Genomic DNA, 21,527 nt, shown 5'->3' on the forward strand with positions numbered 1-21,527 from the left:
AATATTTTTTACCCCACCCTAACCCTCCCCTTGTAAAGGGGAGGGAACTGGATTTTTATTGTTTCCCCCCTTTACAAGGGGAAAGGGGGGTAGCAATGTGATGAAAATTACGGAATACCACTTTTCAAACATCCTCTTAGAGAGGTCGGGGATCTAACTCGAAAAACACCTCAAGAACATCATGAAAAAAACTTGGTTTCGATTAGGCATAATAGGCATATTTCTACTTTCCTTGAGTTTACGTTTTTGGGGAATCAGCCGATTTAATACTTTAGTATTTGATGAAGTTTATTTTGCCAAATTTGGTAACAACTATCTTACTCATACACCATTTTTTAATGCTCATCCACCATTAAGCCAATATTTGATCGGGTTGGGGATTTGGATTAGTAAATACATTCCCCTTGGTCGAGATCCTGTAAATAGTCTCACAGATTCTTTATTATCTCCTTGGAATTATCGGTGGGTAAATGCGCTAACTGGTTCATTAATTCCCGTAGTCATAACTTTATTAACTTATCAATTTAGTTATCGTCATCGGTTTGCTTTATTGGCAGGATTTTTTACAGCTTGTGATGGCTTATTTTTAGTAGAATCTCGTTATGCTTTAAGTAATGTCTATATAGTTATCTTTGGTTTACTCGGACAATGGTTATTATTATTAGCATTAGAAAAGCAAAAACGGTGGTTTTGGTTAATTCTCTCTGGAATCAGTTTTGGTGCTTGTATTGGCACAAAATGGAATGGTTTATGGTTTTTAACTGGTGCTTATGGTGTATGGATAGCAGCTTGGATAATTCGCTGGTTGCAATCATTTGATCATACATCTCGCGTGCCATTATTTTCTTATTTACACTTTTTTAATCACCCTAATAATTCCCCAACTGATACCATAAAATCACCCTTGCAAAATTTGACAAAAATAAATATTTGGCAGATGTTTTCCTATTTAGGAATTATTCCGGCAGTTATTTATAGTCTGATTTGGATTCCTCATCTCCAACTTGATAAAAGATATGGATTTATTGAAGTTCATAAACAAATTTTACACTTTCATCTGCAATTAGGTGGAAATAGTCCTAGCGTTCATCCTTATTGCGCTGCATGGTATAAATGGCCATTGTTAACTCGACCAATGGCTTATTATTATCAAACTGCTCAAAGTACCAAGAATTCCTTACCTGTCTTTGGACCGCCCTTACCTAATGGTGCTGGTAAAGTAATTTATGATGTTCATGCTATGGGGAATCCTTTTTTATGGTGGTTTGGTTTAGCTGCAATGATCTTTTTAATTGGTATGGTAATCATCACAATTACGATGCCGATAATTGAAAAAAAGCGGTTATTTATCCCGAAAAATCTCACCATTGATACTTGGATTGGCTTATTTTTAGTCATAAATTATGGAGCTAATCTCCTCCCTTGGGTGGAGGTAACAAGGTGTACTTTCATCTACCATTATATGTCTGCGGTTGTTTTTACATTTATAGCGATCGCTTGGTTTGTTGATCAATGTCTAATTAGTTATTATCGGCAAATTCGGGCAGTAGGTGTGACTATAACTTTTATCATTGTCGCTGCCTTTATTTTCTGGATGCCTATTTATCTAGGTTTACCCATGTCTCCTGATGGTTATAGAATGCGGATGTGGTTTAGTTCCTGGATTTAGTTAAAAGTAGGAATAATGAAAGATTGAACGCAGATAAACGCAGATAAACGCAGATAAATTAATGAATGAATTTCATGGTTTTGTGCAGCCACACATAAAATTGGGCGTTGCTGATTAAGGGTATGAATTTTAGTCTCACGCAAAGGCGCAAAGACGCACTGAGGTTTGAGTTTTAAAGGTTCAATTTGGGAATTTCATACCTCAATTCAGCAACGCCTAAAATTGAAATTTCTTAATATATGTACACAAAGACTGTGGCTTTGATTATCTTCTCTTTTACATTTCTTATCTATATATTAGGTAACAGATATTTAAATTGTGTGAAAATAGTGGGTGAGGGCAACTAGAAATATGGGCTTTGCTACTATCAAGGCTACTAAATCAATGGTGATTTTTAGAGGTGTGAGGAATTAAGATGAAATCTACATATTTTATTCTCCAAAATTATCGGGGAAGGCTTTTATGGATATCAATATCAAGCAGCAGCATATTAATATCACTAGCTTAAAAGAAGCAGCGATACATCTAACTAGTGAAATTCAATCGCATGGAATTTTGTTAGTCTTACAAGAGCCAGATTTACAAATATTACAAATTAGTCAAAATACTTTTAATACTTTTGGCATATCTCCAGAAGATATGGTGCAACAGAAATTAGAAGATCTACTGGATCCTTACCAAATTCAAAAAATTAAATTTTGGTTATCAGAAAAAAATCTAGATTTTATTAATCCTAGCAAAATCTGGATTAAGAAACAAGGAGATGAATATACAGTATTTGATGCAGTTTTTTATCGTAATTCCGAAGGGTTTTTAATCTTAGAATTAGAACCTACTGCATCTGGAGAAAATATTCCCTTTTTAAGTTTTTATCATTTAGCTACATCCTCAGCTAATCGCTTAGAAAAAAGTAAAAGTCTCCGCGATTCTAGTCAAATCATTGTGCAAGAAATCCGCAAAATGACCGGATTTGACAGAGTGATGTTATATAAATTTAGTGATGATGGCCATGGTTCTGTAATTGCTGAAGAAAAAACAGATGCTTTAGAGTCTTATTTAGGATTACATTATCCAGAATCAGATATTCCTCAGCCAGCACGACAATTATTTTTAGAAAACTCGATTAGAATTATCCCCGATACAAACGTTCAATTATCAGCCGAACTTTTTCCTAAAATTAACCCAGTTAGCGGTAAACCAATTGATTTAACTAATTCAATTCTCAGAAGTCCTGCACCCTGTCATTTAGAATATTTACATAATATGGGCGTGGCTGCATCTTTGACAATTTCCTTAATTAAAGATCACAAACTTTGGGGTTTAATTGCTTGTCATCATCAATCACCTAAATACGTTTCCTATGAATTACGGAAAGCTTGTGAATTTTTAGGAAGAATCATATTTTCAGAAATTTCTGGAAAGGAAGAAACAGAAGACTACGACTATCAAATAGGTTTAAAACAAGTTCAATCACTATTGGTTGAATATATGTCTCAAGAAGAGAACTTTATTGATGGTTTAGTCAAAAATCAAATAAATCTGCTCAATTTAACTAATGCTGAAGGTGCAGCAATCTATTTTGCTGGAAAGTATACTCTGATTGGTAATACTCCTCAAGAGGAAGAACTGAATTTTTTAGGAGAATGGCTGAGAAATAATGTCAAAGATGAGGTATTTTCCACAAATTTCTTACCTAGTATTTATCCAGCCGCGATGAGCTTTAAAAATGTCGCTAGTGGTTTATTAGCTATTCCCATTTCCAAGCAAAATTATGTATTATGGTTTCGACCAGAAGTCATTCAAACTGTAAATTGGGGTGGAAATCCCCATCAGGCTTTTTCAGTTGATCAATCTGAAGGAAATGTCCGTTTGTGTCCCCGTAAATCATTTGACTTATGGAAAGAAATAGTGCAGTTAACATCTTTACCTTGGCAAAATGTAGAAATCAAAGCTGCATTAGAATTGCGAAAATCAATCATCAATATTGTCTTACGTCAAGCTGATGAATTAGCCCAATTAGCTGAAGATCTACAACGTTCTAATGCAGAATTGAAAAAATTTGCCTATGTCGCTTCCCATGATTTGCAAGAACCACTCAATCAAGTAGGTAATTATGTACAACTTTTAGAAATGCGCTATGAATCAGAACTAGACGCAGATGGAAAAGAGTTTATTGGTTATGTTGTCGAAGGTGTAAGTTTGATGCAGAACTTAATTGATGATGTACTCGCATATTCCAAAGTAGATACATTAGGAATTGCTTTTCAAGTCACGGAAGTAGAAACAGCTTTAAATCGGACTTTGAAGAATTTACGTCAACGCATTGGGGAAACCGGCGCAATTATTACCCATGATCCTTTACCCACAGTTATGGCTGATGAAACACAATTAATTCAGCTATTTTTGAACCTCATTGGTAACGCTATCAAATTCCGCAGCAGTCAACCACCAAAGATTCATATTAGTGCGAAAAGATTGGAGGATGAATGGTTATTTTCAGTTCAAGATAACGGGATTGGGTTAGATCCGCAATTTAGCGATCGCATTTTTATTATCTTCCAACGTTTACACACTAGAGACGAATATCCAGGTACAGGAATGGGTTTGGCTATTTGTAAAAAAATCATCGAATGTCATCGGGGACGAATCTGGGTAGAGTCCCAACTCGGTCAGGGTACAACTTTCTACTTTACCATTCCCGTCAGAGGTTGTGATCATGAGCATCGAAATGACAGGAACACACAAAATTATCTTTTTAGTGGAGGACAATAAAGCTGATGTTCGTCTCATTCAGGAAGCCTTAAAAACCAGTTCATTACCTCATCAAGTGGTCACAGTTAGGGATGGTGTAGAAGCTATGAATTACCTCCATCAAGAAGGAAAATATGCTAATGCACAACGCCCTGATTTAATTTTATTAGATTTGAATTTACCCAGAAAAGATGGGAGAGAGGTATTAGCAGAAATTAAATCTGATCCTCAACTAAAACGCATTCCTGTCGTCATTTTGACAACCTCAAAAAATGATGATGACATTTTTCATAGTTACGACTTACACGCTAACTGCTATATTACCAAATCTCGTAATCTAAGTGAGCTATTCCAAATCATCAAAGGTATTGAAGACTTTTGGTTTTCTACCGCGACCTTACCATGAGAATAACAAGAAAACTACTCAATGTCTAACTTGATAACTAACCCAAAAAAAGTCTACCATACTGAAAACTCGCAAGAGGTAAAACCAGGAAATGATTACCGCAACTTCCACATTAAAAATCCTATTAATTGAAGATAACTTAGCAGAAGCCAGGTTATTACAAGAGTTTATTAAACTCACAAAATCTCAAAATTTTAGTTTAGTTCACGTCCAAAAACTCCAAGACGGAATCAACCAATTAAACAGCGAAAAATACGATGTAATTTTGTTAGATCTAACCCTTCCTGACAGTCAAGGATTAGCTTCCATACCCCAGTTACTCAAGCAAAATCCTAGCAACCCCATCATAGTTCTGACTAACACAAATGATGAAGAACTAGCCATTGAAGCAGTGAGACAAGGAGCGCAAGATTATCTAGTCAAAAGACACGTAAATCCAGATACATTGGTGCGTTCTGTACGATATGCTATAGAACGTAAACAATTTCTAGAACAATTAAATCAAATTAATCAAACATTAGAAACTCAAGTCGAAGAAAAAACTGCGGAACTTTTTAAATCCCGAGAAATTAATCAGCTTAAATCTGAATTTGTTTCCATACTTTCCCATGATATTCGTAACCCTTTAAATACCATTCTTCTCGCAGCGGGATTACTACAAAGGCATAATCAAGGACAGAAAAATGATGAAGAAATCAATCATTTACAACTGATTCGCTCTGCTATCAAAAATGTATCAAATCTATTAGATGAAGCTTCATTAATTGGTAAATCTGATTCAGGTAAATTATTCTACAAACCACATATACTCGACTTAGAAAAATTATGCTATGAATTAGTACAACAATCTCAATTATTTGCCCAAGAAAAACAGTTGAATTTAATTTTTACCAGTTCCCAAAACTGTTTTGAATTCCTGGGAGATGAAACCCTATTAAAGCATATTGTCAGTAATTTACTCAATAATGCCATTAAATATTCACCTCCCGATAGTACAGTCCTATTTGAATTAATCAAACAAGAAAAAACCGTAATTTTAAAATTTCAAGATCAGGGAATTGGGATGACAGAAACCGATCAAAAACAACTATTTCAACCATTTCACAGAGGAGAAAATGTGGGAATCATTCCTGGTAGTGGTTTAGGATTAACAATCGTCAAACAGTGCGTTATCGCCCACAGAGGAGAAATTACAGTCAATAGTCAACTGGGAGTAGGTTCAACATTTACCGTGACTTTGCCGATCACAAAATAGATCCCCGACTTCTCAAAGAAGTCGGGTATCTGGGTATTATTAAACTACAGCTTCTGCTTTTTCCTTAACAGGTACATAAGGTGTTTCTGCACCTTGGGCTAAATATTCAGCTAATTGACTTTCGATTTCATCACGGACAATTTGCCGATATTCCATAAAATGCTCAATGTGAGCGCAGGTAGAAACGTATTGTTCAATTACCTTGGGGTTATGCTTGAGAATACTAAAGAAGTGATGCCAGAATTTCCAACGAGTTTGTCGTTTAAATCCTTGTCGCCAAATTACAATTAATAAGGCTCTGACAACTACCCATTCTGGTGTTTTTGCTGGTGCTGTCCATTTGGGAGAACCCAACATCATAAAACAGCGATAGGTGCGATCTAAATAAGCAGTAGGGTCATACAAAGCACAGAAAGCTTCCACATATTCTCTAGCCAATTCTTCTAGAGGACGGGTAGGAATGAAATTCATCAATGTAGTTTGATTGATGTTCCCGTCTTGATTTTCCCGCAATCTGCCTTCTTTGGTCAGCCGATGCCATAAAGCGGTATTGGGTAACGCTTGCAACATGGCAAAGGTAGTAGAAGGAATCGCTGCAAGTTCAGCAAAACGGACAATGCGATCGCCTGCACCCGCTTTTTCACCATCAAAACCAATAATAAACCCAGCCATTGGCCGCAGTCCAGTTCTAATAATGGTTTCTACCGACTCAGTTAAGGAACTGCGAGTATTTTGAAATTTCTTAGTTAGTTGTAAACTATCTTCGTCTGGGGTTTCAATCCCCAAAAATACGGCTTTAAATCCACAGTCAACCATCAACTCCATCATTTCTTGGTCTTGTGCCAAATCAATGGAAGCTTCTGTGTCAAAATTGAAGGGATATTGATGATCTGCCATCCAAACTTTTAACTCTTTCAGCAACAATTTCACATTGCGCTTATTGCCAATAAAGTTATCATCCACCATAAACACACCCCGTCGCCAACCTAAATCATAGAGATAATCTAACTCGGCTAAAAGTTGTGCAGGAGTTTTCGTTCTAGGTTTGCGACCATATAAAACAATGATGTCGCAAAATTCGCACTGGAAGGGACAACCCCGCGAAAACTGCACCGACATCATATCATAGGCATTAAACTCTAATAAATCAAAACGGGGAATGGGTGTACCAGTGACATCAGGTTTTTCAGCAGCCCGGAAAACTCCCGATTTTTCTCCCCGTTGCACAGCTTCCACAAACATGGGTAAAGTCAGTTCCCCTTCATCAAGAATCAGGTAATCTGCCCCTGCTGCTTCCACTTCATGGGGTGTGGAGGTAGGATAAGGACCGCCCAAAGCCACCAATTTACCGCGTCTTTTCGCTTCCCGAATTTGCTCCAGTAAGTCTTGTTTTTGGACAATCATGGCGGAGAAAATCACCATATCTGCCCATGCCCATTCTGCTTCTGTGGCGGCGCGAATGTTACGATCTACAAGCTTAAATTCCCATTCTTGGGGCAAAATTGCCGCTACCGTCACCAAACCCAAAGGTGGTAACAATACCTTTCTGTCAACTAGCGCCAGAATTTTCTCATAAGACCAAAATGTGCTTGGAAATATTGGATAAACTAGCAAAACACGCATAGTATCACCCCTCACGATTTATTTGTGATCTAACTGTAACTAAAAATTCAGACTAATTGACTTTTTTATCAAGCCTGTTGTATGGGAGGATGTCTGAATCAGGATGACCAGGATTTAAGGATTTACAGGATGAAGACTGGGATTTTCTCACTAATTACGTATCATCACTTGTACAAACCTCGACTTGATACTTCCTTCCCATTCCAAAATTACTCATGTTTTTTCTCTGTGTTCTCTGTGCCTCTGTGGTTCGTTATTAAAAATTTAGGTAATTTAATAGTAGGATAAGAGTAACTAGCAACTTGGGTGAAGATAATTTTTTATGGATAGTACAAGTTCGGAAAATATTAAATCTAAATATAAGCTAGGTCAGTTTGTTCTGGGAAAAGTAGAATTTCATACACCCTTTGGCGTTTTTGTCAATATTGATGATTCTTCAGTTAAGGGGTTGATCAAAATCCCTGACTTTTTAGATGAAGGGGGGATGAGTCCAGAAATGTATCCAGAAATTGGTACAACTATAGGCGCGGTTGTGGTTGGATACAATGAGAGTAATTGCCGGGAAGTATATTTAAGTGCAAAACCTAGTGTACTGCATAAAGCTCTTGTACCTTTAAAGATTCCTGCTTTAGCTAGTTAAAGCTAATTGACTTTTTTATCAATTTGCCTGGTTGTATGTGAAAATAGAGAAAGAATTTTTATATTTCAGGAGTCCCACAGTGCTGGCTCAATTAGATCGCATTACTATTAATCCTAATGTTTGCCTTGGACAACCAACAATTCGAGGAATGCGGATTACTGTGGGCTTTGTGTTGAAATTACTGGCTAGTAACCTTTCGGTTCAGGAAGTTTTAGCTGCTTATCCAGAATTAGAAGATGAAGATATTCGACAGGCGCTTAACTACGCAGCTTGGACTGTTTCAGATAAAATTGTAGGTATTCCTTCAGCATGAATAATCTTCGCTTTCTTGCTGATGTGCATATTTCCCCTCTAACAGTTGCAGCTTTAAAATTGCAGGGCTATGAAATTTTGCGGAGTACAGATTTGCTCCCTGCAACTGCGGCTGATATAGATATTTTGGAACTTGCAAGAGTTGAAGGTCGAATTATTATCACCCAAGACTTAGATTTTTCGATGTTGATAGCTGTTGGTAAGTATAACCAACCAAGTTTGGTGACATTGCGGTTATCTTCTGCAAAGCCTGATGTGATTACACAAAGATTGTTGGAAGTTTTACCTCAGTTAGAGGAAGAACTTACTCAAGGTTCAGCCCTGACAGTTGATGATAACTCTGTACGTATTCGTAAGCTGCCAATTCGTTGACAATTTAAAACTAATGCCTGTAATATCATGTATGTTATAACGGTCATATCTTTACTTTGCTAAATACTATGAGTGACATAAAAAGAATAGATACAAATGCTTATGTTACAGTACAGGGAGATTATGCTGTAGTTAATGAAGGTTCTAGCTATGGAATCATTAATATCCATACAAAGCAGGTAATTGCTCGCAATATCATATCTTTTCTGGATTGTGTTAAAACATTAGAATATATCCTTGGTAATGCTGAATCTCAAAATTCAGAACCTTTGCGAACCTCCGCGTTTATTTCTGAACCAGAAGTTCCTCCTAAGTCAAGTCAGCAAGATATTAATACTGAAACTAAAAAACTAGATGAGCTAGATTTAGCCCTGGTAAGAAGTCTAGCGTCCTATTTTGAAGAAATGGATGGTAAGATCCACAAATATCATCGAGATCATCATGCATCGCGGGAAGAAGCAGATGTGATAGCAAGCTATTACTTAAAGACTGCTCATGTCCTTAGAGATGTTAAAACTATACAAGATGTCCAACACCTGATCAAATCTATAGAAACTCTCAAAGAAAAGGTTAGTCGCTACAAACACGATGGCGAAAAATACCGTTGGTCCACAGGTTTAGAAAAAGAAGTGCTAGTGAAGTTAAGGAAAATAATATAAACCTATTTCCAGAATCAACTAATCGCTCTCATTGTAAAGTTACATGATTAGAAATTACGCAAAATACCTTTAAAACTCTCTTCCCTTCGCTTCCTTCGTTCCTTCGTGGTTCATTCTTTCATGACTTCTGCCTTTTTTATTTGCATGGAAGCGATACCTTCAGCGAGTCAAGCGATTGCATGAGATAAACTAGAGGAGAGCGTTAGCGTAGCTTACCTAAGGTATCGCTCTCATACCTATGAATATTAACCTAAAAACTATTCTCACTCGCCTGAAACAAGAACTCACTGACCTGTATGGCGAACTGACAAGTCAGCGCTTACGCTATCGCTTACAACACCTCACCCTTTTTGGCTCTCAAGCCCGTGGTGATGCAGAACCTGGATCAGATATAGATGTGTTAGTGGTGCTGAAGCCTCCTGTTAACCCCGGTGAAGAAATCAAACGCACAGGTAAAGCGATCGCTGATCTTTCCCTAGAATATGATGTTGTCATTAGCTGTCTTTTCATGGACGAAACCCACTATCAAACCCGCAATGGATCTTTGCTGCGTAATATCCGTAAAGAAGGCGTTCTTCTATGACCGACGAACAACGGGAACTCCTCCTCAAAGCCCAACAGAGTTTAGAAGCTGCAAAACTCCTAACTTATATGTCAGTCCTAAACTTAAAAAAATATCATAAATTAATCCCTATTTTCATCCTGTTAATCCTTTAATCCTGGACATCCTGATTCAGACAATAATTAATTAATATCTAGCAAATAAATCATGCAGCTTCTTCTCTTTAGACCTGCGATAATTTTCAATAGCTCTATCTAAAACTGATTGAATTGTCTCACCAGAGTCCTCTACCATTGTTAGCAGGGTTTTGTGTGTGGTTTCACTGATAGTAACTTTTAGCTCAGGCATGACTTGTTCTCATAGCTCACTAACATCATTATAGTAGTTGCAAGGGCTAATGTCTGAAATAGCTTAATTCCCAGCTTTTACACCGCTAATTTTCAAAACATCACTCATTTTTGCACAGTAATTTGGTAAATTGAAACTGCTAGGATTAATAGCATTAGCATAGCTAAAATGACGATAATTCATACAGAATCGATCCCAAGCCGCCATTTGAATGCGGAATAAAACAATAATCACATTGGCTAAACCTAAAGATAGAGGAATGCGGAAATAAATCTTTTTATTTAAATAAGCACAAACTTCTTCAATGGCTTGATTAGCAGTTAATGCTGATTGTCCTAAAACAAATCGGCGTGGATCTCCCTGTTGTGGGGGATAATCAATTAAATATTGGATAACTGTGGCAATATCTTTACCATGAATAAAGTGAAAACTACTATCTGCTTGTAAAAAACGAATGAGATTAATATAGTTAGTAACTTCAGGAATACCAGATGTGAGATGAGAGTAGGGTTTTTTATCATCACCACCTAATACTAAGGTAGGAAAAACCGTGGTAATTTTGGGAAAAATTGCTAATTTTTCAATTTGATGTAAACAATCATATTTAGAACGGATATAATCTGTCCCAATTTCTCCCGCTTCTTTAAGTGGTTTATTATCGTTGTTCAAAACACTCGCAGTGGAAAAATAAATTACCTGTTCACATTTTTCAGGATTTAACAAACTCATTAATTCTAGAGTTTTGAAGACATTGATATCAAAAATGCCCTCACCACCCCAAGAAGTGGCTGTTAATACGGCAATATCAATGGTTTTGAGTAAATTAGAGAATTTACCAATTTCCTGCATATCACCCTGGAGAACGGTGATACCGGGACGGGCTGTGATATCAACTTGGAGTTTATTCGGGTTTCTAACTAGTAGATACAATTCGTGATTGGTGTTTTCAATTAAGGCTTCACTGATATAGTGACCGATACAGCCACTTGCACCTGTAACTAAAATGCGTTTTTTGGTCATGAAATTGGATGTTGGGGTTTTTGGGGATGGTTGAGGTCAGTGCGTAATTGTAGCATGATTTGAGAAGATAGATCCCCGACTTCTTAAAGAAATCGGGGATCTGGGTGTTAGTTAACTGAATATATTTTTTGGAAACGAACCGCAGAGACACAGAGGACGCAGAGAAATGAGGTTTTGAGAGATTTTGCGTAAATCTTGATTAATTAGGGTAAAATTACAGTAAAGCCTTGGTGGTGAGTCTATGCGTCAAGGACTGTAAAATCTAAAGATTACAGAAAAATATTTAATTAGGTGAACGGAAAAAAACCGTAGACGCGGAGCGGCTTCTCGAAGAGTAATATGTAACGAAAAGTAAAATCGCCTCTTGCCTCTTGCCTTGCCATAACGACGATTTTCAATGCTAACCTACTTAGTCAGAATCAGGATGTCCAGGATTTAAGGATGTACAGGATGTTACTGTTAACCTATTCAGAAATAACAGAAATTTCTCTCTGTGTCCTCTGTGCCTGGAGTGGTTCGTTATTTCCTCATTTGCGTTTAATAAAAATCAGGTGGGCAAAAAACCCACCCAAAAAACTAAACCAAAGCGTTGAGGTTTTTCGCGGTTTCAAAGAAGAAAGCCACATTTTCTTCTGGTGTTTCTGGAAGTACACCATGGCCGAGATTGAGGATATGTCCCCAGTTGCCGGCTTTGCGAACGGTGTCCAAAACACGCTCGCGGATAAATTCCTTAGAACCAAATAACACACCCGGATCAAGATTACCCTGTACTTTTACGTGCTTACCTAATCTGGCTCTAGCATCCGCCATATCTACTGTCCAATCTACAGTAATAATATCAGCACCAGAGGTAGCCATTCTTTCTAAAAGTCCCGCACTACCTGTCACCAACAAAATTAATGGTGTGTCAGGATGAGTTGCTTTGACCTTTTCAAACACCATTTTTTGATAAGGTAGCGCAAAGGTATCATAATCTTGAGGGCTTAATTGTCCTGCCCAAGAATCGAACATTTGTACTACTTGAGCGCCACAATCAATTTGATAGCGGACATAATCAGCAATAGAATCTGCTAATTTTGTGAGTAGCTGATGGAGAATTGTCGGATCTGAGAAGGCCATGTTTTTGATGATGGAATAGGTTTTAGAACCCTTACCTTCCACCGCATAAGCTGCTAAAGTCCAAGGTGCGCCAACAAAGCCTAACACCGTTGATTGATTGCCTACTTCCTGCCGTAATGCTTGCAAAATCGTTCTGATAAACGGCAGTGCTGCTTCTGGTTCTAGAGGACGCAGTTGTTCAATTTGTTCTTGAGTGCGTATGGGCGAATAAATAATCGGTCCCTTCCCTTCCGCAATATCCATCTCAATCCCCATTCCTGGTAAGGGGGTGACAATATCGGAAAACAAAATTACTCCGTCGGGTTGGAAAGCTCTCCAGGGTTGGAGGGAAACTTCGATTGCTACTTCGGGAATTTCCGAGCGATCGCGGAATGAAGGATATTTGTCCCGCAAATCCCGGTATGCTTGCATATAGCGTCCCGCTTGTCGCATCATCCATACAGGGGGACGATCTACTTGTTCACCACGAGCGGCCCTAAGGAGGAGAGGAGCCGTTAAGGAAACACCCATTTAACACTTCGTCCTAAGTCACTTTTATATTTCACCATATAGCTTACCATCCTCCGATTCCCCTTGATCTGCCTATCTATACAGGTCTTAAGGTTGCTTGACTTAACTTAACAAAACGTTACGATTTTCTTTTCAAATCTGGAATCTGGAATTGTAGATTTGAAAATTTTTACAACTAGGGAACTGGATTATGATTCTAACACACAAGCGTTGGTTATTATCTTATTGGTTGGGTATCTTAGCTGCTCTTTTATTCAATTCATAAATGAGATAAACATAAAATGCACAATTTTTTAAATTTCAAAAAAGAAAAATTACTGCGTCAATAACTCCCCCACCGTTCTGATGTTATTGATGATTATTGATTTCAAACAAAGATGTAAAATTATTCTTAGCGTCTTTACGCGAAATTAAATCAGCATATATCAAGTTATTAGTAAACGAAGTGCTAAAAAATGCTAATGACTCTGCAAAAATTAGCATTGTTAACAAACACTAGTAGTTTGTCAAGATAAAAATGATGGACTGTAGTGTGAGCGTCTCGCTCACGCGGGCTTTTCGGCCCGCACTACCAAAAACCCGTCAAAATAAATTTGACAGACTACTAGCTAATGATAAGCTTAACAGTAACAACCAATAAGTATGATGAACACAGTAGCAGAGGGATAAAACCAGAAGTTAATTTTTCCTAAACTTTGGTAAATAGCCATTAAACATAGTTTAACAATGAATTATGGCTAAATTCTGACTTCTAAATTTTTGCTAAGTTGAAGTAGTTTAAATCATTAAATATTAGAGAAAATAGGGGAAATCAGTAATTAAGCTGCTCACTACAAGCATATCCTCAATATTCTTAAACTTGACTTTATCTAAACCTAGTGTAATAGTATTACTATATTTTTAGTGGGTAGCCTAATCCAAATTCATGAAAGCTGAATTTGAAGCGGAGGAACCAAGTATTTGGGGCTAATCTTATGAGAGACACCTTCCAGTCTTAGCCCGTCAGCTAACTCCGTCGGCAATGGAAGGAACCTCCAAAACTTTGGCTGTAACACCAGTTATGATTGGGGCTTCCTTAATCAATTGCGGATTTTGGATTTAAGATAAATCTAATATCTAAAATTGTTATCCCTGCTTCTCGTTGGTTAATCGTTTCAAGGGAGAGAAGTTAAAACTGTGAAAATCAAAACAATGTTGGCACGTTTGCAAAGTGCGATAGGTCGTGATGACTTAATTGAACAAATGGTGCTATTACCAGAGACTCAAAAATCATTTGCTAAAAGAGGTTCCCAGACAAAATCAGCTAACTTAATTGTCGGCTATAATGGTTCACCTCAAAGTCATACAGCCCTAGATATTGCCTGTTGGATTGCCTACCAAACGAGTTTAGCAACTAACTCGCAAGTTACAGTTCAAGCTGTTTATGTAGTAGAAGAAAACTGCAATTATCAGTATGTTGATATATTCAATGTTGCTGATAATAAAGCTCAATTAGAATGCCAATTAAGTAATATATCAAAGCCAGTCACGTTGCGATTAAACCAACCCAAAAGAACAGCAATTTTACCGCAGTTAGAAAGAGAATCGAGAACTTATCTCCAGGAAGCAGATAGAATTCTTTGGCAAGCAAAAACTTTAGCCGAAGAATGGCAGGGTTCATTTAAATCTCATTTACGGTTTGGTAACATTGTTAAAGAACTTAATCAGGTTGTGAAATTAGAAACTGCTGATATTCTATTTTTAGGCTGCAAATCTATCAATCATCCGCTGATTGAAACACTAGGTCATAATTTTCCTTGTGCAGTTTTAGGTATTCCTAATTGTATTGATGAATAATCTCGGTTTTCAATTACAGTAATTTGAAATTCCATTCTTACAGAGGAAACAAAGAACTGGCAAGAGGGTGGGGTCTAAATCTTCACCCAAAACTTGCTACTTACAGCACTTTCCGGCGCACAAATATTTGTACTGAGTTTTTTCATAATTAAAAATAATTAAAAATACTTAAAAAGCCTGTATCGTCTCCTTTTTAATTATTAATTTTTAATTCTGCCCTGCGGTACTAGCCAATTTTTAAGCGATAATAGGAACATAAGAGAATGGAGTTAATAAACAATACCTTCACCAAATTGGAAAAAGCCTTGATTCGTAACAAAAATGCCAAAGGTATTGAGAAAAATACTCCTTTTGTTAAATAACTAGTTAAGCACTAGTAGGTAGAGGTGGAATATGACAACCCAAAATTTGCTGATCCCTCATGCTTATACGTATCTGCTTGTGAAAATTGGTGTTTTAGTTCTAGCATTGTTGCTGTGGTTTATATTTACAGCAGCCCCTGTTATTTAATTGCATTCACCACTTAGAGATGTTTAATCAAACGTCTCTATTTTATCAAATTTAGCGATGAATATCTTTTTGAAAATTAACAGAATTAGTCAACCAACCCCGTCGCCAAAAAAAGTATAGTAAACTGATTGCCACTAACGCCATTACTCCTAAACATAGCGGGTAGCCCCAATACCAATTTAATTCCGGCATATTGTGGGGTGATTTTTCGGTATTGAAATTCATCCCATATACCCCAGCAATAAAAGTCAAAGGAATAAAAATAGAAGAAACCACCGTCAGCAGTTTCATGATTTCATTCATTTTATTGCTAATTGCTGATAAATAAACATCCATTAAACCAGCCACTAATTCTCGATAAGTTTCCACTATATCCATCACTTGGACTGCATGATCATAACAGTCTCTTAGATAAATTCTCACATCATCACTAATTAATTCACTACCATCTCTAATTAAAGAATTAATTGCATCTCTTTGTGGCCAAATTGCACGACGTAGTTGTAATAATTCCCGCCGAATTTGATATATTTTTTGCAATGTTTGTTGACTAGGATTAACGATTACTTCCTCCTCTAAATCATCAATTCTTTCCCCATACAGTTCTAAAACTGGGAAAAATCCATCAATAATTGCGTCTAATAAAGAATAAGCCAAGTAATCACTATTTTGTCTGCGGATAATACCTTTATTCTTATTAATTCTCATTCTCACCCCATCAAAACAATCATGTTCTGGTTCTTCTTGCACTGTCAAAACATAATATTTACCTAAAACTAAACTCACTTGTTCACTATAGAAACCGCCATTATTATGATTAGGTACAACCATGTGGGCAATAATCACTAATTGCTCTTCATAATCCTCGATTTTTGGTCGTTCTACCATGTTGACAATATCTTCTAAAATTAGAGTATGTAAATCAAAAGTTTGACCTAAACGATGCAAAATATCTGTACTACCTAAACCTTGAACATCTACCCAAGAAACGGATTCTGTATCCAAATAATTAAGACATTCTTCTGGATAACTTATTTGTTTCTGAATCAGTTGAGTTTGGTTATAGTCAATCAGAAAAATAATTGGTTGTTCAGCATTTTCATCAACAATGATTGTTCCTGGTGGAGTTCCTGCTTGGTGAAAAAATTCTTTATCGCGTGACTTGTGGATAACTTTGGAAACTCGGCGAATTTTCTTAACCATAAATTTTAAGTCTCTAGATATTACTGATTTAAATCTTAACGCATATCATATAATACTTCTAATTTATCCCGATATAAAAAGCAGAAAAATATGCTTATGCAACCAAATCAGCAAACATTTTGGTTAATTGAACCTGAAGCAAAACCATTGCAGCAGATTATAGGTGGTGGTTTTATTTTACCAGATGGACAAGTAGCGATTGCTAGAATTTTACCACATTCCAGTTATGCCACCTTTCCATCTCTACCATCTTTTCAACAACTGCAAAATCAAAGAGGGAGAAAATTAGTATTTGGGGAAAACTCACGAAATAATTATCATCTCCAAAGTTTTAAACTAGTAAGGGATCAAGATGTAACAGGTATCAACATTTCTGGTATAGTTGCCATAGGATGTTATTTTCAACTTTTCCATCAATATATTAGTCAACATTCTGCTAATATTGCAGTTATGCAATGGTTGAAAGTACCTAAATCCACAGCCTGGTATACTCAAGGATGGGAACAAATTGCCTTAATTCATGGACATAAAGGTAAAACCAAAATTATTGTAGATTAAATATACCCTATTCCAGAGATCTTCCATTTATGAATACTAGTGAAAATCTGATCTTAGTTGTTGGTTCTACCGGTGGAGTTGGACAACTTGTAGTTAGTAAACTATTAGAAAAAGGCTTACCAGTTCGTATTCTCACCAGGAATGCCGAAAAAGCCACAAAAATGTTTAATAACAAAGTAGAAATTGCAATTGGTGATATCTGTAAACCCAGCACATTGACAGCAGCAATGGCAAATATTACCGCCATTATTTGTTGTACAGGAACTACCGCTTTTCCCTCCGCAAGATGGGAATTTAATCAAACCCCCAATATGATCGAATTGGTAATAACTGCATTTAATCCCCAATTTCTAGAAGACAAAGCGAAAAATACCCCGACTAAAGTTGATACTCAAGGTGTAATTAATCTGATCTCCGCAGCACCAAAAAACTTAAACCGCTTCGTGTTTGTTTCTTCCTGCGGAATTCTCCGTAAACATCAATTTCCTTTTAATATTTTGAATCTTTTTGGTGTACTTGATGCTAAAGAAAAAGGAGAACAAGCCATTATTAATTCGGGAATCCCTTATACTATCATTCGTCCCGGACGTTTAACCGATGGCCCTTATACATCCTATGATCTCAATACCCTACTCAAAGCCACAAGTGAAGGTAAATTAAACGTCATTTTTGGAAAAGGAGATACAATTTCCGGTGATACTAGCCGAATTGATGTAGCTGCAACTTGTGTAGAAAGTTTATTTTATCAAAATTCTATTAACAAAGTTTTTGAAATAGTCAATCAAGGAGATAGACCGACTATCATTGATTGGCAAAATCTTTTTTCACAATTATAAAAAAGAGAGCAAAAAAACATGAATTATGAAACTTTTGTAGTGCGGGCATCTTGCCCGCTGGATATGTATCTCATAACACCGGAAAGTGCTGTATATCCCAATGCCAAAATTTCCCAAGAATTAAGTTCCCTTGCCATAACAACAATTTTTCCCGTCTACCTACTTACTTAAAAAAACTTCAAAGAATCTAATCTTCCCAGAATAGTCATATCTTCAGCATCTAATTCCACAGGAATACCACTGCGAATTAGTTCTGAAAAATCCTCATCAGGAACCATAATTGTTAAGGCATAAAGACGATTTTTACCAGTATTTTTAATTAAATGTGTCCCTGTTGGTGGTACTAACAAACTATCTCCAGCTTTGATATTTACTGTTTTCCCATCACAAATTGCAATGCCTTCTCCTTTAAGGATAAAAAACATTTCTACAGCCCATTGATGCCGATTTGGTGGTGTTTGTCCACCAACATCAAAGATTTCCACACAACAAGTTAAAGAAGTATTAGCACTGGCAGAATCAAAGATAATTGCTAATCGGTTAGAGTCACGGGGACTAATTCGATATGCTTGATAATCTTTGGGAGATTTAATAATGGGAATTACACAACTAGTATCGTACATATTTTTAATGGGTAATTGGTGATGAAGAAATGGGTAGAAAATCCCCAAAAACAGGACTTACTAACTAAAGTAAGCCCTGATAGATTTTAATCTCAAGTTATACCCATTTGAAAAATAGATGATTGCAAAACCAATTCACTATCCCAATGGGATAAAATAGAATGACTAAGGTTTTTTCTCTGTCTTCACTTTAGCTTCTACTTTGACACTTTTCACACCAGCTACTTCCTTGATTAAAGTTTCAGCTTGTGTGATTTCTTGCTGAGAAGTTGCTGTTCCTTTAAGGATAATTGCCCCATTTTTGTTGACTACTTCCAACTTATTCTCAGGTAAACTGGCTTTTAGTTTTTTGCTAATTTCAGTTTTTAAGTCGGTTGTAGATGTAGAAGTTGCAGAAGGAGTTGCAGTAGGAGTTGCAGTAGAATTATCTATAATCCGCGTCGTATCAGAAGCGGGTTTGGCTGGTACAGCAGGAGTTTCACTGGTAGTACCAGTAGTTTCTGAACCTGTTTTTGGTGCTTCTTGACAACCAACCATACCAGCTAATAAAACGCTACTAACGAGAAAAGGAATGAGCTTTTTCATGTTGATTTCCAAAATTGAATACTTGAAGTGATGGATTTTACTGTGAGTGATGCCCAGGAGCAAATCTTAAAAAAGAATTAAATTGCTACACCCAAAAGTCATAAACCAAATACCTGGATAACTGACAATATGACAACTTTCCAATAACTAAATTAAAACGCTTTTATTGAAAAGAGCCAATTTAATTGTACTCATGGCTATAGAATATTGACGGTTTGATGCTCACTGATAGCCACTATCTCTATATTCTCTATCATAGAGACTCAGCCGCATCTTTTTTGGGATTGATAATTGGGGACTGGGGACTGGGAAGTGGGGGAAGTGGAGGAAGTGGGGGAAGTGGGGGAAGTGGGGGAAGTGGGGGAATATTTCTTCCCAATGACAACTGACAACTGACAACTGACAACTGACAAAGAGAGGATATTGCACCTGAATTGTTCGGTTATACCACTTTCTATCTTCACACTAATGACGATAATCTCGTAGATATAGTCTGCAAATGTCTAATATAGCCACCATTAGCTGCTGAAGCAATCAAGAGGTGAAAACCTGTGTACGAATGGATTTTGCCAAGTCTCAAGGAAGTTTTATCTGAAAATCAATCTCATCTTGCTGAGTGTTCCTCGGCTAAAGCAGAACAGCAATGGCGTGTCAGTCTCGCAGCCACGGAAAACTTGCTGTTGAAAACTTTAGCTGCAACTTCACCTGATACTACTCCAGGTTTGGTATTAGCCGCACCTGCACCTTTATTTAGTCACCCCCAACTAACACAACGGTTACAAACGGTAACTTTTACAGCCAGACCTTTTAACCCTTTGGCGTTGATGCCATTCATTATGCCATCAGAAATGGCGCGGAATATAAATAATATAGAAACAAATACTTCCGATAATACTACTTTTCAAGAATCTATCTTACCTTTATTACCGGCTGATCCTTTGGGTGCGGAACAGTTTTGTTTGGTGTTTACAGATAAATTTAGATTAGTTTTGGTTTTGGGGGAACATCAAAATGGTAAAAAAGAGTTTTTGTTTTCCTTTGAACCGGAAATAGTAAAAAAAGCTTGGCAATCTTTAGGTGCTAGGGTAGTTTTAACTAATCCAGAATTGTTTGCTGATTTAGATATTCAGGTACAAAACTATCCTTTGGTTGCACCAGATTATCACACTATAATTCAATTTAGTCAGTTATTACTTCAAGAATTAACAATTACAGAAAATAATCCAGTTACACATACTTCATCACATTTTCATTCACCAACTCCACTGCCAAAATCTCCATCTCGTTCTGACATAGAATTACTCCAAGCCTTTGCCCATGAAGTTCGTACTCCATTGACAACTATTCGGATGATGACACGGTTACTATTAAAACGGCAGGATTTGCCGGGGAATGTGATCAGTCGTTTAGAAGTTATTGATCATGAATGTACTGAGCAAATTGACCGGATGGAGTTATTATTTAAAGCAGCAGAATTAGAGAATTTATCACAACCTTTAAAATTGGCTAATTCACACTTGACCCCAATGTGTTTAGAGGATATTTTACTGCAAAGTATTCCCCGTTGGCAACAAGCAGCAACTCGGCGTAATTTAACTTTAAATGTGGTTTTACCGAAGCAATTCCCCACGGTGGTTAGTAATCCGGCGATGTTAGACCGGGTACTTACTGGTTTAATAGAGAATTTTACTCGCAGTTTACCTGCTGGTAGTTGTATTCAGGTGCAAGTAATGACTGCTGGTGATCAGCTAAAATTGCAATTATCTCCTCAGTTTGATTGTCAAGATAAAGGCTATACAACAACACCACCAATTCGTAGATCTTTAGGTCAATTATTAATGTTTCAGCCGGAAACAGGGGCAATTAGTTTAAATATGGCAGCAACTAAGCATTTATTTCAAGCAATTGGTGGAAAGTTGATTGTGCGTCAACGCCCTCAAAATGGGGAAGTATTAACAATTTTCTTACCTTTGGAAGTCGGTCATCAAGCATTGGTGACAAGTTAAGGAAAAGGGGAAATTGTCAAGGGGGTATTTGCAGAGGTCAATAATCATGGGAAACTCAATATAGACAAGCAATTGAGCGAATTAAAACTAGCCATGACCACCAGCCGAAAAACAAATAGAGACC

Annotated in this window: 23 protein-coding genes and 1 riboswitch; of the genes, 15 read left to right on the forward strand and 8 right to left on the reverse strand. The window is 36.9% G+C overall.

Annotated elements, in window-relative coordinates; translation table 11 throughout:
* Positions 1–181 precede the first annotated feature (181 nt).
* From PN450_RS08045 to PN450_RS08060, 4 genes are all read left to right on the forward strand, one after another.
* Positions 182–1,669, forward strand: a complete 1,488-nt coding sequence (locus tag PN450_RS08045; RefSeq protein ID WP_271835949.1) for a dolichyl-phosphate-mannose--protein mannosyltransferase — start codon at positions 182–184, stop codon at positions 1,667–1,669.
* A gap of 462 nt (positions 1,670–2,131) precedes the next feature.
* Positions 2,132–4,441 carry a sensor histidine kinase gene (locus PN450_RS08050; protein WP_271835950.1) on the forward strand — a complete coding sequence of 770 codons (2,310 nt, stop codon included), beginning with the start codon at positions 2,132–2,134 and terminating at the stop codon, positions 4,439–4,441.
* Positions 4,386–4,826, forward strand: coding sequence for a response regulator (locus tag PN450_RS08055; protein WP_213710722.1), 441 nt, complete (start codon positions 4,386–4,388; stop codon positions 4,824–4,826). The genes PN450_RS08050 and PN450_RS08055 overlap by 56 nt, the downstream gene beginning before the upstream one ends.
* Before the next feature lie 91 nt (positions 4,827–4,917).
* Positions 4,918–6,081, forward strand: coding sequence for a hybrid sensor histidine kinase/response regulator (locus PN450_RS08060; RefSeq protein ID WP_271835951.1), 1,164 nt, complete (start codon positions 4,918–4,920; stop codon positions 6,079–6,081).
* A gap of 39 nt (positions 6,082–6,120) precedes the next feature.
* On the opposite strand, the gene PN450_RS08065 is transcribed toward PN450_RS08060, so the two are convergent.
* On the reverse strand, positions 6,121–7,704 hold the full coding sequence (locus tag PN450_RS08065) for a B12-binding domain-containing radical SAM protein (RefSeq protein ID WP_271835952.1): 1,584 nt from the start codon (positions 7,702–7,704) through the stop codon (positions 6,121–6,123).
* Positions 7,705–8,026: 322 nt separating this feature from the next.
* On the opposite strand from PN450_RS08065, the gene PN450_RS08070 reads away from it, so the two are divergent.
* The 6 genes from PN450_RS08070 to PN450_RS08095 all read left to right on the forward strand — a co-directional run bounded on the left by PN450_RS08070 (position 8,027) and on the right by PN450_RS08095 (position 10,404).
* On the forward strand, positions 8,027–8,344 hold the full coding sequence (locus PN450_RS08070) for a S1 RNA-binding domain-containing protein (RefSeq protein ID WP_148766120.1): 318 nt from the start codon (positions 8,027–8,029) through the stop codon (positions 8,342–8,344).
* Between the two features lie 79 nt (positions 8,345–8,423).
* Positions 8,424–8,657 carry a DUF433 domain-containing protein gene (locus PN450_RS08075; RefSeq protein WP_148766122.1) on the forward strand — a complete coding sequence of 78 codons (234 nt, stop codon included), beginning with the start codon at positions 8,424–8,426 and terminating at the stop codon, positions 8,655–8,657.
* On the forward strand, positions 8,654–9,028 hold the full coding sequence (locus PN450_RS08080) for a DUF5615 family PIN-like protein (RefSeq protein WP_271835953.1): 375 nt from the start codon (positions 8,654–8,656) through the stop codon (positions 9,026–9,028). Before PN450_RS08075 ends, PN450_RS08080 begins: the two co-directional genes overlap by 4 nt.
* A 68-nt stretch (positions 9,029–9,096) precedes the next feature.
* Positions 9,097–9,687 (forward strand): hypothetical protein, encoded by a 591-nt coding sequence (locus PN450_RS08085; RefSeq protein ID WP_168694767.1) that lies wholly within the window; start codon positions 9,097–9,099, stop codon positions 9,685–9,687.
* 238 nt (positions 9,688–9,925) lie between these two features.
* Positions 9,926–10,270, forward strand: a complete 345-nt coding sequence (locus PN450_RS08090; RefSeq protein WP_148766128.1) for a nucleotidyltransferase domain-containing protein — start codon at positions 9,926–9,928, stop codon at positions 10,268–10,270.
* Positions 10,267–10,404 carry a hypothetical protein gene (locus PN450_RS08095; protein ID WP_233467005.1) on the forward strand — a complete coding sequence of 46 codons (138 nt, stop codon included), beginning with the start codon at positions 10,267–10,269 and terminating at the stop codon, positions 10,402–10,404. Before PN450_RS08090 ends, PN450_RS08095 begins: the two co-directional genes overlap by 4 nt.
* 31 nt (positions 10,405–10,435) lie before the next feature.
* Here PN450_RS08095 and PN450_RS08100 read toward each other — a convergent pair whose 3' ends face one another.
* The 3 genes from PN450_RS08100 to hemE all read right to left on the reverse strand — a co-directional run bounded on the left by PN450_RS08100 (position 10,436) and on the right by hemE (position 13,246).
* Positions 10,436–10,597 (reverse strand): hypothetical protein, encoded by a 162-nt coding sequence (locus tag PN450_RS08100; protein WP_271835954.1) that lies wholly within the window; start codon positions 10,595–10,597, stop codon positions 10,436–10,438.
* A gap of 63 nt (positions 10,598–10,660) precedes the next feature.
* Positions 10,661–11,617 (reverse strand): NAD-dependent epimerase/dehydratase family protein, encoded by a 957-nt coding sequence (locus PN450_RS08105; RefSeq protein WP_271835955.1) that lies wholly within the window; start codon positions 11,615–11,617, stop codon positions 10,661–10,663.
* A 576-nt stretch (positions 11,618–12,193) separates the two neighbouring features.
* Positions 12,194–13,246 (reverse strand): uroporphyrinogen decarboxylase, encoded by a 1,053-nt coding sequence (hemE, locus tag PN450_RS08110; protein ID WP_271835956.1) that lies wholly within the window; start codon positions 13,244–13,246, stop codon positions 12,194–12,196.
* A gap of 920 nt (positions 13,247–14,166) precedes the next feature.
* A riboswitch (cyclic di-AMP (ydaO/yuaA leader) is annotated at positions 14,167–14,282 on the forward strand.
* 155 nt (positions 14,283–14,437) lie between these two features.
* On the opposite strand from hemE, the gene PN450_RS08115 reads away from it, so the two are divergent.
* Positions 14,438–15,082, forward strand: coding sequence for a universal stress protein (locus PN450_RS08115; protein ID WP_271835961.1), 645 nt, complete (start codon positions 14,438–14,440; stop codon positions 15,080–15,082).
* Between the two features lie 561 nt (positions 15,083–15,643).
* Here the strand turns inward: PN450_RS08115 and corA are convergent.
* The gene (corA, locus tag PN450_RS08120; RefSeq protein ID WP_148766134.1) at positions 15,644–16,795 is read right to left on the reverse strand and encodes a magnesium/cobalt transporter CorA; all 1,152 of its coding nucleotides are present in this window, start codon (positions 16,793–16,795) and stop codon (positions 15,644–15,646) included.
* 90 nt (positions 16,796–16,885) lie between these two features.
* Here corA and PN450_RS08125 point away from each other — a divergent pair, with 90 nt between their 5' ends.
* From PN450_RS08125 to PN450_RS08135, 3 genes are read left to right on the forward strand one after another with little or no spacing between them, the layout of a single operon-like run.
* Positions 16,886–17,353 carry a hypothetical protein gene (locus PN450_RS08125; RefSeq protein WP_271835957.1) on the forward strand — a complete coding sequence of 156 codons (468 nt, stop codon included), beginning with the start codon at positions 16,886–16,888 and terminating at the stop codon, positions 17,351–17,353.
* 29 nt (positions 17,354–17,382) lie between these two features.
* Positions 17,383–18,189, forward strand: coding sequence for an SDR family oxidoreductase (locus PN450_RS08130; RefSeq protein ID WP_168695350.1), 807 nt, complete (start codon positions 17,383–17,385; stop codon positions 18,187–18,189).
* Between the two features lie 18 nt (positions 18,190–18,207).
* Positions 18,208–18,360 carry a hypothetical protein gene (locus PN450_RS08135; protein ID WP_168695351.1) on the forward strand — a complete coding sequence of 51 codons (153 nt, stop codon included), beginning with the start codon at positions 18,208–18,210 and terminating at the stop codon, positions 18,358–18,360.
* Here PN450_RS08135 and PN450_RS08140 read toward each other — a convergent pair.
* From PN450_RS08140 to PN450_RS08150, 3 genes are all read right to left on the reverse strand, one after another.
* The gene (locus tag PN450_RS08140) at positions 18,357–18,812 is read right to left on the reverse strand and encodes a cupin domain-containing protein (RefSeq protein ID WP_271835958.1); all 456 of its coding nucleotides are present in this window, start codon (positions 18,810–18,812) and stop codon (positions 18,357–18,359) included. The two genes, PN450_RS08135 and PN450_RS08140, sit on opposite strands and share 4 nt — an antisense overlap.
* Positions 18,813–18,977: 165 nt before the next feature.
* Positions 18,978–19,397 carry a BON domain-containing protein gene (locus PN450_RS08145; protein ID WP_168695353.1) on the reverse strand — a complete coding sequence of 140 codons (420 nt, stop codon included), beginning with the start codon at positions 19,395–19,397 and terminating at the stop codon, positions 18,978–18,980.
* A gap of 222 nt (positions 19,398–19,619) precedes the next feature.
* Positions 19,620–19,796 carry a hypothetical protein gene (locus PN450_RS08150; RefSeq protein WP_271835959.1) on the reverse strand — a complete coding sequence of 59 codons (177 nt, stop codon included), beginning with the start codon at positions 19,794–19,796 and terminating at the stop codon, positions 19,620–19,622.
* Positions 19,797–19,948: 152 nt separating this feature from the next.
* Here PN450_RS08150 and PN450_RS08155 point away from each other — a divergent pair, with 152 nt between their 5' ends.
* A complete protein-coding gene (locus PN450_RS08155) occupies positions 19,949–21,403 on the forward strand; it encodes a sensor histidine kinase (protein WP_271835960.1) in 1,455 nt (484 codons plus the stop codon).
* Positions 21,404–21,527 lie beyond the last annotated feature (124 nt).

It is taken from the genome of Dolichospermum lemmermannii CS-548, assembly GCF_028330815.1.
GTDB lineage: Bacteria > Cyanobacteriota > Cyanobacteriia > Cyanobacteriales > Nostocaceae > Dolichospermum > Dolichospermum lemmermannii.

What these genes read in the sequence shown, in the direction of transcription:
- corA (WP_148766134.1), bottom strand. Translation starts at nt 16,795, where the DNA reads ATGGTTAAGAAAATTCGCCGAGTTTCCAAAGTTATCCACAAGTCACGC.
- PN450_RS08115 (WP_271835961.1), top strand. Translation starts at nt 14,438, where the DNA reads ATGTTGGCACGTTTGCAAAGTGCGATAGGTCGTGATGACTTAATTGAA.
- PN450_RS08145 (WP_168695353.1), bottom strand. Translation starts at nt 19,397, where the DNA reads ATGAAAAAGCTCATTCCTTTTCTCGTTAGTAGCGTTTTATTAGCTGGT.
- PN450_RS08125 (WP_271835957.1), top strand. Translation starts at nt 16,886, where the DNA reads ATGCTTATGCAACCAAATCAGCAAACATTTTGGTTAATTGAACCTGAA.
- PN450_RS08065 (WP_271835952.1), bottom strand. Translation starts at nt 7,704, where the DNA reads ATGCGTGTTTTGCTAGTTTATCCAATATTTCCAAGCACATTTTGGTCT.
- PN450_RS08085 (WP_168694767.1), top strand. Translation starts at nt 9,097, where the DNA reads ATGAGTGACATAAAAAGAATAGATACAAATGCTTATGTTACAGTACAG.
- PN450_RS08070 (WP_148766120.1), top strand. Translation starts at nt 8,027, where the DNA reads ATGGATAGTACAAGTTCGGAAAATATTAAATCTAAATATAAGCTAGGT.
- PN450_RS08130 (WP_168695350.1), top strand. Translation starts at nt 17,383, where the DNA reads ATGAATACTAGTGAAAATCTGATCTTAGTTGTTGGTTCTACCGGTGGA.
- PN450_RS08090 (WP_148766128.1), top strand. Translation starts at nt 9,926, where the DNA reads ATGAATATTAACCTAAAAACTATTCTCACTCGCCTGAAACAAGAACTC.
- PN450_RS08095 (WP_233467005.1), top strand. Translation starts at nt 10,267, where the DNA reads ATGACCGACGAACAACGGGAACTCCTCCTCAAAGCCCAACAGAGTTTA.
- PN450_RS08055 (WP_213710722.1), top strand. Translation starts at nt 4,386, where the DNA reads ATGAGCATCGAAATGACAGGAACACACAAAATTATCTTTTTAGTGGAG.
- PN450_RS08045 (WP_271835949.1), top strand. Translation starts at nt 182, where the DNA reads ATGAAAAAAACTTGGTTTCGATTAGGCATAATAGGCATATTTCTACTT.
- PN450_RS08060 (WP_271835951.1), top strand. Translation starts at nt 4,918, where the DNA reads ATGATTACCGCAACTTCCACATTAAAAATCCTATTAATTGAAGATAAC.
- PN450_RS08135 (WP_168695351.1), top strand. Translation starts at nt 18,208, where the DNA reads ATGAATTATGAAACTTTTGTAGTGCGGGCATCTTGCCCGCTGGATATG.
- hemE (WP_271835956.1), bottom strand. Translation starts at nt 13,246, where the DNA reads ATGGGTGTTTCCTTAACGGCTCCTCTCCTCCTTAGGGCCGCTCGTGGT.
- PN450_RS08050 (WP_271835950.1), top strand. Translation starts at nt 2,132, where the DNA reads ATGGATATCAATATCAAGCAGCAGCATATTAATATCACTAGCTTAAAA.
- PN450_RS08080 (WP_271835953.1), top strand. Translation starts at nt 8,654, where the DNA reads ATGAATAATCTTCGCTTTCTTGCTGATGTGCATATTTCCCCTCTAACA.
- PN450_RS08140 (WP_271835958.1), bottom strand. Translation starts at nt 18,812, where the DNA reads ATGTACGATACTAGTTGTGTAATTCCCATTATTAAATCTCCCAAAGAT.
- PN450_RS08100 (WP_271835954.1), bottom strand. Translation starts at nt 10,597, where the DNA reads ATGCCTGAGCTAAAAGTTACTATCAGTGAAACCACACACAAAACCCTG.
- PN450_RS08105 (WP_271835955.1), bottom strand. Translation starts at nt 11,617, where the DNA reads ATGACCAAAAAACGCATTTTAGTTACAGGTGCAAGTGGCTGTATCGGT.